Annotated in this window: 13 protein-coding genes; 7 read left to right on the top strand and 6 right to left on the bottom strand. The window is 55.4% G+C overall.

Going from position 1 to position 13688, the window contains the following annotated elements; translation table 11 throughout:
• The first annotated feature begins 6 nt into the window (after positions 1-6).
• On the top strand, positions 7-939 hold the full coding sequence (locus Fuma_RS18090; RefSeq protein WP_229360684.1) for an alpha/beta fold hydrolase: 933 nt from the start codon (positions 7-9) through the stop codon (positions 937-939).
• Positions 940-1086: 147 nt separating this feature from the next.
• Entirely contained in the window at positions 1087-1662 is a 576-nt protein-coding gene (locus Fuma_RS18085) for a hypothetical protein (protein ID WP_077025362.1), read from the top strand.
• Between the two features lie 12 nt (positions 1663-1674).
• Here Fuma_RS18085 and Fuma_RS18080 read toward each other — a convergent pair whose 3' ends face one another.
• Positions 1675-2643, bottom strand: a complete 969-nt coding sequence (locus tag Fuma_RS18080) for a UbiA family prenyltransferase (RefSeq protein ID WP_077025361.1) — start codon at positions 2641-2643, stop codon at positions 1675-1677.
• 140 nt (positions 2644-2783) lie between these two features.
• Here Fuma_RS18080 and Fuma_RS18075 point away from each other — a divergent pair, with 140 nt between their 5' ends.
• A complete protein-coding gene (locus tag Fuma_RS18075; RefSeq protein ID WP_077025360.1) occupies positions 2784-3626 on the top strand; it encodes a class I SAM-dependent methyltransferase in 843 nt (280 codons plus the stop codon).
• A 17-nt stretch (positions 3627-3643) separates the two neighbouring features.
• Here Fuma_RS18075 and Fuma_RS18070 read toward each other — a convergent pair whose 3' ends face one another.
• From Fuma_RS18070 to Fuma_RS18060, 3 genes are all read right to left on the bottom strand, one after another.
• A complete protein-coding gene (locus tag Fuma_RS18070) occupies positions 3644-5008 on the bottom strand; it encodes a tRNA modification GTPase (RefSeq protein WP_077025359.1) in 1365 nt (454 codons plus the stop codon).
• 5 nt (positions 5009-5013) lie between these two features.
• Complete coding sequence (locus Fuma_RS18065; RefSeq protein WP_077028392.1) at positions 5014-5721, bottom strand: uracil-DNA glycosylase; 708 nt, start codon at positions 5719-5721, stop codon at positions 5014-5016.
• A 176-nt stretch (positions 5722-5897) separates the two neighbouring features.
• The gene (locus Fuma_RS18060; protein WP_145944240.1) at positions 5898-7250 is read right to left on the bottom strand and encodes a hypothetical protein; all 1353 of its coding nucleotides are present in this window, start codon (positions 7248-7250) and stop codon (positions 5898-5900) included.
• Between the two features lie 638 nt (positions 7251-7888).
• On the opposite strand from Fuma_RS18060, the gene Fuma_RS18050 reads away from it, so the two are divergent.
• From Fuma_RS18050 to Fuma_RS18035, 4 genes are all read left to right on the top strand, one after another.
• Positions 7889-8311 carry a hypothetical protein gene (locus Fuma_RS18050; RefSeq protein WP_077025356.1) on the top strand — a complete coding sequence of 141 codons (423 nt, stop codon included), beginning with the start codon at positions 7889-7891 and terminating at the stop codon, positions 8309-8311.
• Between the two features lie 4 nt (positions 8312-8315).
• Positions 8316-8765: a hypothetical protein gene (locus tag Fuma_RS18045; protein WP_077025355.1), complete on the top strand. Its 450-nt coding sequence runs from the start codon at positions 8316-8318 to the stop codon at positions 8763-8765.
• Between the two features lie 135 nt (positions 8766-8900).
• Positions 8901-9947, top strand: coding sequence for a formylglycine-generating enzyme family protein (locus Fuma_RS18040; protein ID WP_077025354.1), 1047 nt, complete (start codon positions 8901-8903; stop codon positions 9945-9947).
• Positions 9948-10039: 92 nt separating this feature from the next.
• The gene (locus Fuma_RS18035) at positions 10040-11422 is read left to right on the top strand and encodes a Gfo/Idh/MocA family protein (protein ID WP_077025353.1); all 1383 of its coding nucleotides are present in this window, start codon (positions 10040-10042) and stop codon (positions 11420-11422) included.
• A 421-nt stretch (positions 11423-11843) separates the two neighbouring features.
• Here the strand turns inward: Fuma_RS18035 and Fuma_RS18030 are convergent, their stop codons facing one another.
• A complete protein-coding gene (locus Fuma_RS18030) occupies positions 11844-12050 on the bottom strand; it encodes a hypothetical protein (protein WP_077025352.1) in 207 nt (68 codons plus the stop codon).
• A gap of 622 nt (positions 12051-12672) precedes the next feature.
• Positions 12673-13503 carry a sugar phosphate isomerase/epimerase family protein gene (locus Fuma_RS18025; RefSeq protein WP_077028391.1) on the bottom strand — a complete coding sequence of 277 codons (831 nt, stop codon included), beginning with the start codon at positions 13501-13503 and terminating at the stop codon, positions 12673-12675.
• Between the last annotated feature and the right edge of the window lie 185 nt (positions 13504-13688).

Here is a 13688-nt window from a genome sequence, read left to right as displayed (position 1 = left end):
AATGTCTTGACTGCTGACCGAATTCTTCACGCTGACGAAGTCCCTGAAACCTTGCGCCGACGAGCGGCCGCTCGAACGGGATTCGAAGACGAATACCCGTTTGAATCTCACTGGATTGAAACCGAAGGCCGCGTGCTGCACTACGTCGACGAAGGCACAGGCCCGGTGCTGCTGATGGTGCATGGCAATCCCACTTGGAGTTTCGCCTGGCGGGGCTTGGTGAAACGGCTTAGCAGCGAATATCGAGTCATCGTGATCGACCATCTGGGGTGCGGTTTTTCTGCAAAGCCGCAGGAAGATGTCTACACGCTGGACCAACATATTCAACGACTCGTGTCGCTTGTGGAATGTCTGGAGCTCAGCGATATCACACTGTTCGCTCATGACTGGGGTGGAGCCATCGGGATGGGCTGCGCCGGTCGGCTGCCCGAACGCTTTCGACGTTTCGTACTGATGAACACGGGCGCGTTTCGCAGCACTCGAATTCCGCTTCGTATCGCGGCCTGCCGCATTCCGCTGTTGGGTTCACTGGGCATGCGAGGCTTGAATCTGTTTTCGCTGGCGGCGTTGAAAATGGCGAGTGAAAAACCGCTGACCGCGGCTGCGAAGGCTGGACTGATCGCTCCGTACGACAACTGGGCGAACCGCGTGGCGGTGAAAGAGTTCGTTCATGATATTCCATTGCGGCCGTCGCATCGCAGTTACGCCACACTGGAAGCCGTTGAGGACGGCCTGGCTCAGTTTTTGGACCATCCGATGCTTTTGGTGTGGGGAATGCAGGACTGGTGCTTCACGCCTCACTTTTACAACGAGTTCTGTGAACGGTTTCCGAAGGCCGTCCGGCATCCGATCGCCGACGCCGGACACTACGTCTTTGAAGACGCGTTGGAAGAATTGTTGACGGCGTCGCAGCAGTTTCTGGCAGATACGCAGATCTGAAGCCGCCGCCGAGCCTCCCGGAGGCGCGGCTATTTTGAAAAGACGCGCTTCTCGCGCCGCCCGGTTCATAGACCACACCTCGATGGTTCTTAGAATGCCGGTTTGCGAGAAGTTTCCCACCACGACAGTCAAATAGAGAAGAATCTCATGAAGAGTAGTTTGATGATCCCGATCCTGTTCGCCGTTGGCACAGCACTGTGCTGGGGAACGTACGGGCCTGCACTTGGGAACGCTCGCAGCACGCCAGACACGCCGCCTTGGAGTCCCTTCAAGCCATATGTGTTTATCGGAGTGGCTTATCTGGTGATTGCCATTATTGGTGGGCTGATCGCGATGAAGATAAAAGGGGATTCCTTCGATTTCGGCGGAGCATATTCTCCAGCACGCGACTGGGGATTCATCGCGGGGTCATTGGGCGCGGCAGGGGCCTTCTTTTTGACCAACGCGGTGATTTCAAGCAAGGGGAACACGGCTTTGGTGATGCCGATCGTGTTTGGTGGAGCCGTCACTGTAAACGCCATTGTTTCCTACCTGAAACTGCGTTCGAACCCCAACCTTGAGGTCAGTAGTATGCTGTGGGTGGGAATGGCGTTGGTGTTTGTCGGAGTTGTCTTTGTTGCCAAGAACACACCGCATGGTGCTCCGGCAAAGAAGGCGACGGCAGGTGCCGGTGCAGACGCAACGACGACCCCGCCAGCAGAAGCGGACTCGCCATCCGAGTGAACGCGAGCGGCGCTATGACATTGGGATGACCCGCTTCATCAGCGTCGCTGGAATCACTAATACCACGACGGCAGCGGCCATGCGGCCGCTGCCAGTCATGCAGAAGGTCATCGTGGCGTCCAGAAAGATGATGTGCAGCAGCATGAAGCCAACGGTCTTCTGCAATAGCACCGGTTGATTGGCCGAGATGGCTTTGGCGGCTCGAAAAATCACGTTCGCTCCAATCAGCCCCAGAGCAATCAAGGCCCCGGTTGCAGGCGACTGCGGCTGAAGGTCCTGTAACGCCACCCAACCGTCAATGCACAGGCCGACGATCACGACGCTAAGTCCGGCCATCAATCCGCTGCGTGAAGAGTTGCCCGCTTCGTTGCGAGCAAACCATGTGACGCCGATCACGTAGACCGCCAGAGCAGTGGCGACGGCAAGCTGAGGCGTCGACCACACGTCATCCCAGCTTCCACAGCAGCTTGCTCCCAGCATGATGTTGAGAAATCGGCAGGCCCCCATTCCCAGCGGTCCAGCGATGGTGCTCTTCAAGACAGAATCGTAAAGCACGACAGCTGCTGCCAGAACGCTGGCGATCTGGAAGCTGGTATTCTGAGTCTTCGATACAACGTCCGCTGCAAACGCCGCGATCAATCCCGTGGCGACCAGCATCACGCCAAACACCGTCGCGTGTTTGTGTGAAATTCGCCCGGAAGGGATCGGCCGCTCAGGACGTTCTCGTGAATCCAGTTCGGCATCAAAAACGTCGTTCAGCACCATCCCGCCAAGATACAGCCCCGCACTGGATAGCAACAGTAGCCAGAACTCCGGACGAGCCGCCAGTGCTGGCAGATCACGATCAGTCGTGCTGATGAAAAAACCGCACAGCACATTGGAAAGTGCCGTAAACACGGTTGGCAGTCGCATCAGCTTCAACCAATCGTAAACGGTTGAACTCTGTTTGGTGCTGGATGGCGTTGAAGAGTCTGCGGACATTCCTGTTTAGCTCTGTTTTGACCGTGTAGCGATGATCTGGTGCGGTGCAAGAGGTTCTTATAGAGTCCGATTCTATTCGGTTGCTCAGAATTGTCCTACCGTGGCTGAAAACGCCATCTTTGCTTCAAGACTTCTTCGCCATGGCGTCAGCTCACCAAATTGAAACAGCAACCGGCCAGCGGTTCGAATTCGGAGCCAACTGGGCTCGGTTTTTGTCCGTGTTGAACGACGATCGAATTGCGTTGGCGGTGCGATCTGTGCAAACGCTTTTGCAAAGGGACAGTCTGGACGGACTCAGGTTTTTGGATGTCGGTTCCGGCAGCGGCCTGTTTAGCCTCGCCGCTCGCAAGCTGGGTGCGACCGTTCATTCCTTCGATTTCGATCCGCAGTCTGTCGCCTGCACCGCAGAATTAAAACGACGCTACTTTGAAGGAGACGAAGGCTGGACGATTCAGGAAGGCAGCGTGCTAAACACCGAATTCCTGTCGTCACTGGGAAAGTTCGACGCCGTTTATTCGTGGGGAGTGCTGCATCACACCGGGCAGATGTGGAATGCATTCGAAAACGTGTGTGGTCTGGTGGAAGACAATGGGCAACTCGCCATTTCGATCTACAACGACCAGGGTGCGTGGAGTCGCCGGTGGCGGCTCATTAAGAAGACCTACAACGCTGTGCCGTCATGGCTGCGACCGGCGTTCTTCGCGGCCATCATGATTCCCAGAGAAGCACGCTATCTGCTGCTGAACACCCTGAAGCTGCGGCCCGGCGACTACTTTCGAAACATCAGCAACTACCAGAAGCAAAGTTTGCGCGGGATGAGCTACTGGTACGATTTGCACGATTGGATCGGCGGTTATCCGTTTGAAGTCGCGAAGCCGGAAGAGGTCTTCGATTTCTTTCGACAGCGAGGCTTCGTGCTGGAAAAGCTGACCACCGTTGGAGGCGGCAGCGGCTGCAACGAGTTCGCCTTTCGGCGCTGCTAACCTCCGGGGACCGGCTCTTACTTGCCAATACAGAAGTTGCTGAAGATGTGGTCCAGGATGTCGTCTGTGTAGACTTCGCCGAGCATTGTGGCGATCTGATGCAGGCTGTCTCGTAGTTCGAACGCGGTGATCTCATCGCCCAGTTGCTGTTCCGATGCAGCCCTGGCGGCTTCGATCGACGCGATCGCGCGGCGTAGCGTGTCGCGGCAGCGAGCGGCCGTTGACGAGACAAGTTCTGACTTCGCCGAACGGTCCTGCGAGAGCACTCGTTCGATTTGGTGAAGCAGTTCGGGAATGCCCTGCCCGGTTTCCGCGCTGACGTGGTTTTCACCCTTGAATTGGTCAACAAGGTCACAGCGCGTGAAGACATCCAGCACCTGCAGGTGTTGATCGTCCAACTGGCTACGCAGGCGGTCGTCCTCCTGCGATGCCGCATCATTCATATCAGTTGCGCGGCACCAGATGACGAGGTCGCTGCCGTGGACCTGTTCAGAACGCAGGTCCTGAGCTCGCTCCATGATCAAATCGGCCGCCGCTTCCCAGCCAGCCGTGTCGATCAATTCGATTTCGACCCCGCCGATGACAACGATCCCGCTAAGGTAGTCTCGCGTTGTTCCGGCAATGGGCGACACGATGGCTCGTTGCGAACCCAGCAGTCGATTAAACAGAGTGCTCTTGCCCGCATTCGGCAGCCCTGCGAGAACGACTCGCCGGCGAAGTCCGGATGGAAGGCGATCGTCAGAAACGTTGAGTAGCTTCTGCAGGCGAACATGGCATTCCGTCAGGCGGTCGCAGATCTGTTTGTTGGAAATAAATTCAATGTCTTCTTCCACAAAATCCAAGCCGGCTTCGAGGTCGCCGAGCAGTGTCAGGATTTCGTTCCGCACGACGACCAGCGTCTGAGTAATCCCGCCGCCAAGCTGTGACAATGCGGCCTGCAGTTCCGAATGATCGGCAGCATCAATCACGCCCAATACCGCTTCCGCCTGCACAAGATCAATGCGACCGGCAAGAAAAGCTCGCATCGTGAACTCACCGCGGTTGGCATGGCGAGCACCGCATTCCAGCACTCGTTCCAGCACCGCGTCCAGCAGCGGAGGCGCTCCGGTCGTGTGCAGTTCGGCCATCGGCTGTCCGGTATAGCTGCGCGACGTGGGCCAGAGCATGAGTGCTGTCGGAAGCGGAATGCCGATCGCCGGCACGTTCAGTGATCCATTAAATCGAGCAGCCCGCTTAGCATTCGGCCAGAGATCGTCGTCGTCGGTGAAGACTTTTCGAAGGACGTCCACAAGGCCGTCTCCGCTGATACGCACGATACCGCGTTCCGCTGGTCCGGGCGGCGAAGCAATTGCGGCAATGGTATCGTTAAGGTCCAGAGGCATTCGTGTTACTTAGCCAACAGTTTGGCGGCGCGTTGAAAGACGGAATTCAACATGCGGCGAGTCAATCGGCCGGTGAAGGTGTTTTGCTGGCTGGGGTGATAGCTTCCCAGCAGCACAATGGATTCTGTTAACTGCACCTCCGCCCGATGTCCAAACTTCGGCTTGCGCGTTGGCAGCAGTGACTCGGGTGATGTCTGGCGGAAGTGTTTCCACACAGAATTCCAGCCAATGCCGCCCAACGCCACAATGACTTTAATGGGCAGTAGGTCGAACGTCTGAGTCAGCCAGTCGGCACAGTTGGCCAGTTCGTCGGTCGTCGGCTTGTTGTCGGGCGGGGCACAGTGGCAGGCTCCGGTGATCACGCAGTTTTTCAGTTCCAGTCCGTCGTCGCGTGAAGTGGCTTCGGCCTGATTGGCGAAGCCGGTGACATGCAACGACCGATACAACCAGTCGCCGCTGCGGTCACCCGTGAATAGTCGCCCCGTGCGATTGGCTCCGTGAGCTCCCGGTGCTAATCCGACGATCAACAAAGCGGCATTGGGATCACCGAAGTTAGCCACAGGTCCGCCCCAGTAATCTTCGTCGCGGTAGGCGGCTCGCTTTTCTTCCGCGACTTTGCGGCAATGAGCGATCAACCGAGGGCAACGTTCGCAGCGAACAATCTGCCGGTTGAGGGCGTTCCATTTTCGAAGATGTGCAGAAGTTGGGGGCATTGCGTCGGACGGCGAAGTGGACAGAAGCTTTCGCAGGATCATCGTCACTTCGGCGCGAATCGCAAGGGAGTTCTGTCTGGAGACGCTGATTCCACCCGCGCAACAAAAAGCGGTTCGCGTCGGAGGAAACGCGAACCGCAGAGGCTTTGCCTATTCGACGTGTCAGTATCTTAGTTCTACTGAACGTTGCGAGCTTCAGGTGGCAGTGGAACGTGGTCTGCATCCTGAGAGTCGACAGCTGTAACAGGCATTTCTTCGTTCGAATGATCTGCCTGAGACAATCGCGTGTTGCGACGATCCAGAATGACTCGGGCAGCTTCCCGAACTTCGTTTTCGCTGAGGCGTCGCAGGTTACTGATTTCCGTCAGAGGAGCGATCACCTGAGCAACTCGACCAACAGTAGATTCCATCATGGCCAGCTCCATCAACGTGCGTCGCAGGCCGGTTAGTGAGCGGATGTGAGTGGCAACTTCACCCTGGAAGTCGTCCATCAGTTCCAGATTCTGAATCGCTGTGGCAACTCGTGCTGTCTGCTGTCCCAGCGTTTCGTTCAATGCCATCATGTGGTTCAGGTTGTTCTGAGCGAGATCCAGTTGAAGATTGTTGCCGTGCAGTGAGTCTTTCATTGCGACCAGTGTTCGCACAGTTTCAGTTGCATCTTCAGTGCCTTCAGCACCGCTGATGATTTTTGCTTTCAAAGCAACCAGCGAATCGGTTGAGGCGGCTGCCTTGTCGATGCCGGCGGCACTGCTGTTGATTTTTGCTGCCAATGTGGCCAGATTTTCTGATGTGTTGACGGCATTCGCAAACCCTTCGTTGGCTTTCGAGAAGTTGTCGGCAGCGGCGATCATGCGGTTTTGCAGGCCGACGAAGTTGTCGAACTTTTCTGAGGCCAATTGCAGGTCTTTGTCGCTGGCTGCCAGTCGCTGTGTGAGGTCCGCGAGATTCGCGATGCTGTTGCTGGCTTGTTCATAGCCGTTCGATGCGGCGATCACTCGCTGCTGCAGAGCCATCATGCCGTCCAGACTGTTGTCTGCGACTTCAGTTTGGCTGCTGCCGCTGATGATTTCATCGCGAAGAGATTCAAGCTGGCCGATTTGAGCAATGGCTGAATCCGTCTGCTGACGCGACGCGATCACTCGCTGTTGTACGGCTGAGAGACGATCCAGACTCGACAGCGCGGCCGTGGCTGATTCTGCTTCCGATTCCAGCTTGTTTCTTAAAGTGGCCATGTCACTGATGGCGGCCGTCATGTGTGACAGCTTGCCGGATTGTTCGTGCAGTGAGTTCAGTAGCGTGTTGGTCTGCTGAACGCCGTGCTGTGTGCCGACCAGTTGCTGCATGTTCTGGTCGGCAGAATCCAGGCGAGCGTGAATTCCGTCGAGTCGTCCCTTCAACGGGCCGACCATCATCAGCTGCATTCCGAAGAATACGACGGACAGTGACATTAGCATTGAGATCCACATGAAGTTGCGGAAGCTCTTGTCTTGTTGCTTGGAATTTCTTCGAATCGTGGTCGTGGTACTCACACTTATTCCTCCAAATGTGCGGATAGAAAAACTTCTACCAGAACGGCAGAAATCGTAGCAGGCGGGACGGCACGCAGGCTTGCTGATCATCAACGTGCTGTATGGCAATTTGCCGACAGCCAGCGTGCCTTGTGGTGACGATTTTCAGCGGTCAACGCGACCACTGGCTATCGTGCCCGTTACAGATATCGCCATGAGCAGTCTTCGCAGTTGCCCTAATCCGAACCTGTTCGGCGGTTCCTGCCGAAGTGGACGTACACGCACGTCAGGAACGTTATGCTCGCTTTTGCCGAACCGAAGCAACAAAACGGAATCCGGCTCAGTGCGTTTTAGGAATTCTGAAGGGATTGATTTAAGAACTACCGTAACAAATCGATGGACTTTGACTGTGCCACCCCACGAGGTCGAATTTTGCTGCAGATGCGCCTGGTTTGCGGGAAATGGACGTCGCTTGAAGGACGGCCAACCAATCGCCATAGTGTCCGTCCGCTCCGAATCTTCCGGATTTACGTTTCAGTCGTTTCGATCGTACGCGACGCCGCTGTCGGAACGGACCAGCCAGCTAGCCTCGGCGTTCCCGCCCTGGACTGATACCACCTTCGAACGATGGGCCGCATCATCGCGGTTGCCAGTTTTTGATGTCTCCGAAACGCAAAACAAAATCAAAGTCACGCCAGGCGGCCCCACCACCGCCGCCGCCGCCACCAGAGAACCTGTCCGAGTTGTGGGCGTTCTTCGGCCGGAATCGTGCGGGGCTGATTGGATTCGGGCTCAGCCTGTTGCAGTTGTGCATCCACGCTTCGTGGATCGGGTTTGCCACGTGGCTTGACAGCACCGGACAGACGCAACAACTTGACGGAGATTCCTGGCAGATGTGGGTTGTTGCGTCGCTGCTGATTCTGGGCACGCTTGCCACGGCCGTGTCGTTGTTCCTGTGTTTGTATGGCACGCTGCGTGGTTATCCGAAGCTGCTGGCCGGCATGGGGCTGTGTATCTCGTTCTTCGTCGGCACCGTCACGATGTTTGTGCTGGTGTTGAATATGTCGTCCGGCGGAGCGTAGCGCGATGTCGACGGCACCTGGCGATCCCGAGGGCACGGTTGGTCCGGAAGACCGGCCCGTGAAACCAAACACGGTCGCCTTTATCGGATTCATTCTGGCCTGCCTGTCTGCCGTGCTGTTGGTCCTGTTGCTTTGGTTTGTGGGACAGCTTCCCGACGATATCGAATCGTTTCAGCAACGGTTTAACGAAGACACGCTGGCTCAGCTCAGGCTGCTGATCCTTGGCTGCTCGATTGCCGTCTTAACACTGGTCGCGTTCGTATTAAGCGTTGCTGGACTCTTTATGCCGCAACGGTCTCGCCTGCTGGCCGGAATTGGAACGATCATGTCTTTTCTGATCCTGTCCGGTGTCTTTGGCGTGCTGCTGACCGGGGCACTGATGAATTCAGCGCCGACCGTGGATGGCTCAGCGACGGAACCAGCTGAGGGCGAAATTCTCAACGAAGCGCCGTGAATTCGTGCGGCGAATCGCCGAAAGTCGTGGGATTTCCGGCTCCAGGATGGTTATCATAGGTGCGGACGGGGCGCAGTTTTTTGTTTGGCGATCCCCGTAAAAAGTTTACTGACGTTTGAACGACAAGGGTTTCGCATGCGACTGAGCTGGACCATAGTTTCACTGCTGTTTGCCGCTTCTTTTCTTTCCAATAATGTCTTAACTGCCGCAGACAATGCGGTGCCTCAAGCGACAACCGAAGCGGCGATGAAGCCATACGCTCAGCCGATCGCTCAAACGGAAGCTGCCATTGACATGGTGCCAATTCCTGGCGGCACCTTTAAGATGGGCAGTCCGGAATCCGAAGCCGGTCGAAATGCGGACGAAGGGCCTCAGCACGAAGTTCGAATCGATCCCTTCTGGATGGGCAAGTGCGAAATCACCTGGAATCAGTATGAAATCTGGGGCGAGAAAATCGACATTGCTCGCCGCAAGATCTTCGGTTCTCCGGCGACGCCCAACGACGAATTGGCAGACGCGGTCACTCGTCCCACGCCACCTTATACGGATATGAGTTTCAGCATGGGCAAGCAGAAGCATCCGGCCATCTGTATGACTCAACACGCCGCCAGGATGTACTGCAAATGGTTGTCTGTCAAGACGGGTCAATACTACCGATTGCCCACAGAAGCCGAATGGGAATACGCCTGCCGCGCCGGAACGACCACTGCTTACTCGTTTGGTGACGACGTTTCGAAGCTGGACGAATACGCCTGGTACGAAGCCAACAGTGACGAAGGTTACCATGAAGTCGGTCAGAAGAAGCCAAACGCGTGGGGACTGCACGATATGCATGGCAACGTGTCCGAATGGACGCTGGATCAGTACGTGCCTGACACTTATGCCAATCGCAAGTCGGGCGTTCGCAATCCACTGGTCGTGCCGTCGAAACTGTTTCCTCGCGTGGTCCGCGGCGGCGGATGGGACGACAGTGCCACCCTGCTGCGAAGTGCCGTTCGAGAGGGCTCTGATGAAGACTGGAAGCAGCAGGACCCGCAGATTCCGCAGAGTATCTGGTACCACACTGATGCGTTGAGTGTCGGTTTTCGCATTGTCAGGCCACTGAAGGCACCGTCTGACGAAGAGAAAGCGACTTTGTGGGACAAGACGGCTCCGGAACAACTGGATCCCGTCGTGGAATAGGCAAACGTACCGTACATCCTGTCCTCAAGAATCCTTCCTTACAGAACAACCCCGTAATTCTTCTTTCCGACCTTTATTCAAGGACCCTGTCGATGACTACTCAATCTCACGAAGCTTCGCGTCGCAGTTTTCTAAAGACAACGGGAGCCGCCGCAGCGACGACCTCACTGCTTTCGACTGCCGTGTCCGCTCGCGCTTATGCGGACGAAAAAAACACGGTGCAGCTCGCTTTGGTGGGCTGTGGCGGACGCGGTACCGGAGCAGCTACGAACGCTTTGTCTGTTGATAATGGTCCCATCAAGCTGGTGGCGATGGCCGATGTCTTCGAAAGTAACCTGAACAACAGTCACGGCAACCTTGCCAAGCAATTCCCCGACAGCGACAAGCTGGAAGTCCCTGACGAACAAAAGTTCATCGGTTTTGACGGCTACAAAAAGGCGATGGACTGTTTGAAGCCCGGCGACGTGGTGATTCTGACAACGCCCTGTGCTTTCCGTTGGGTGCACTACGGCTACGCAATCGAACGCGGGCTGAATGTCTTCATGGAAAAACCAGTCACCGCAGACGCTCCATCTACCCGAAAGATGCTGGCGCTTAATGAAAAGGCGCTGGAAAAGAATCTGAAGGTGGCGGTCGGTTTGATGTGTCGCCACTGCGACGCTCGCCGCGAACTGTGGGAACGCATTCAGGATGGCGAAATCGGCGACATTAACTTTATGCGAGCCTACCGGATGGCGGGTCCAACGGGTTCTGCCGCCGCACCTCCGAAACCGGAAGGCATCAGCGATCTGATGTACCAGATTAAGCACTTCCATGGCTTCCTGTGGCTTAGCGGTGGCGCTGTGAGTGACTTTCTGATTCACAACATTGATGAATCTTGCTGGATGAAGAACGCGTGGCCAGTGGAAGCGAAGGCCAGCGGCGGAAGGCACTATCGTGGCGACAGCATCGACCAAAACTTCGACACCTATTCGATTGAATACACGTTCGAAGACGGTGCGAAGCTGTTCGTGAACGGGCGTACAATCCCTGGCTGCCATCAGGAATTCGCCAGCTACGCTCACGGCACCAAAGGCATGGCCGTGATCTCCAGCAGTTCGCACTGGCCGTCGAAGGCTCGCATCTACAGCGGTCAAAGCCCGGACAAGCAGAACCTTGCGTGGGAGTACCCTCAACCTGAAAAGCACAACCCTTACCAGGCGGAATGGGAACATCTGATCGACGCTATTCGCAACGACATCGCGTACAACGAAGTCGAACGTGGCTGCATGGCCAGCATCGTCACATCCATGGGCCGCATGGCCGCCCATACCGGTCAGGTGATGAAGCTTGATCAGATGATGAAGCTCGACCACGACTTCGCGCCGGGTATCGAAGAACTGACGCTGGAATCTGAATCACCACTGCAACCCAAGGCCGACGGCACCTACCCGATTCCTTATCCAGGTTTGGTCAAGAATCGCGAGTACGCTTAGAGCAAACAGCGTGCGACCGTTGTGATTTGCACCTAACACAGAACGGCAATTCGACGCCGTATCTGCTCTGCAAAGGAAAGACAACATTAAGGCCCGACGTCATCATACGTCGGGCTTTTTTTCGTCTCAGGTACCGACATCTGGCTGCTCGCCACGACGAAATGTGACGCTCGATAGTGGCATCTTCCGGCGTTCACAAGGCTCAGCCCGTCGCTTGTGGTCACGCAGGCCTTCTGTGACCGCATGTCGCTTGCTGGAATCGACTTAGGGCTTTCTCGACCGGTAACGCGGCGGTCGCGTCTGGGGGGCTCTGAGCTGGTTTGGCGTGGCCTGCAAAGCCCGCGCATTGTCGTCGGCGCGTAAAAAAACGACTGGCGGATAGGACACCGTCAGCCGTTTGTTGGAAGTGAGTTGTAGAAACCTACTTCTTCTTCTTGGCAGCTTTCTTTTTAGCAGCCTTTTTCTTCTTTGGAGCAGCCTTCTTTTTAGCAGCCTTCTTCTTGGCTGATTTCTTTTTGGCTGACTTCTTTTTGGCAGACTTCTTAGGAGCTGCCTTCTTCTTAGCTGACTTCTTTGGAGCAGCTTTCTTCTTAGCTGCCTTTTTCTTCGCTGCTTTCTTCTTGGCCACGGATTCCTCCTTAACGTTTCAACGGATGGCCATCCTGCCGCAGTCACCGGGCTTCAGTAAAACCACAAGGGCAAGACCACCAAGAGTCAAGAAACAAATCACCACGCCACCATGGCATTGGTGACGCAGATTCTTTTTTGCCTGACGACCGTCGTGAAGTCTGCTGTAAGGCAAAGTCCTTCGCCACGATGCTTCAATGCAATGCAACAGAATCTGCTGTCATCTATCGGGCGGAATCGTATTTAATGATCCGGAATGTGCAAGACTGTTATGCATCGTGAACAGCCTCGATCCAAAAGTTTTTAAGATTAAGTCACCGCTTCCATTGACGATCAATCGATTCGAAAACGCTTCACGAAGCGCGCGACAAGCCTGTGCGAAGTGTTAGCGCTGTCTTTAAGTTGTTGCGCTCACGTTGTTGATGACAACATGCGCGATGCATACATCGTGTTTGTTGCAACATGCGTTTCACCGCATAAAACATTGGCATTTCTTTACGTAGTTGTTGCAACTCGTAACACATACACGAACGTCGCAACATCAAACGTTAGCGCAACAGGAATGTTTGTGTACGTCTAACGTCGCCATCAAGTTGTGTTTTAAACGCGCGTGTCGCAACGCTTCACGACGCTTTTAAATCACTCAAAACCTGCTGCATGTAAGCCATACTTTTTTTTGCAATTTTTTCTGCGCCAGGGCTGTAATCGAACACTTCAACGGATACCCAGCCGTCATAACCGACTTCCTGCAGCGCTTTAAAGATTGGATGGTAGTCCGTTTCACCCATGCCTGGTCCCAACAGGTTGGTGTCGTTCACATGAAAGTGACCGCACACATCTTTGTAACGATGGATAAGTTCGGGTACCGAAGCAGATTCAGCGCCCACCATGGCTTTGACATCCTGATGCAGAACGAACGACGAGTGGTCGACCATCTTCATCAGCGCAACGGCATCCGCGCACGTGTTGATGAAGTCTGTTTCCTTTGGCGTCAGTGGTTCCATGCACAACACCACGTTGTGTTCGGCAAAGGTTGGCATTGCCGCGCGGAAGACCTCGGCGGCGAACTCCATCGCCTGTTCTGTTGTCACGCCTTCCATCAGGTTGCGTTGTTGAGGCGACCCGAACACCAACACTCGGCCGCCGAGTGCAGCGCACGTTTTGGCGAGCAGTTTTAGGTATTCGGCGGTGGCTGCGCGGACGGATTCGTCTGGCGACGTGAGGTATAGGCCATTGGTTTTGGCCAGCAGCCAATGCAGGCCGATTATCTCCAAACCGTGCCGTTCAGCCGTGTTTTTCATGTCTGTCAGCGTGGTTTCCGGCACGCTGGCGAGGTCATCTGAGATCGAAAACGGAGCGACTTCGATCCCCGTGTAGCCGGTTTCGGCCATGATGCGACACTGCTCGTCCCACGGCATGTCTTCGAACAGTTCCTGGCAAAGTGCGAACTTCATTTTTGCTTCCTGGTTCTTCAAAAGGTGCAACAGCAATCGTACGACGTATTCCGATTAGTGAGGTCGCATCATTTGCGATCAATGCAACAGAAACAACCGCACGACGCGAATCTTCCACCATTCTCAACACCTACTGGTTGAACGGCGGGCACAAATACCACCAGGCCGTTTGACCGGACCGAAAT

Source organism: Fuerstiella marisgermanici (assembly GCF_001983935.1).
Classification (GTDB): domain Bacteria; phylum Planctomycetota; class Planctomycetia; order Planctomycetales; family Planctomycetaceae; genus Fuerstiella; species Fuerstiella marisgermanici.
Note: the sequence above shows the minus strand (reverse complement) of the source record. Positions and strands in the feature narration are given on the sequence as shown.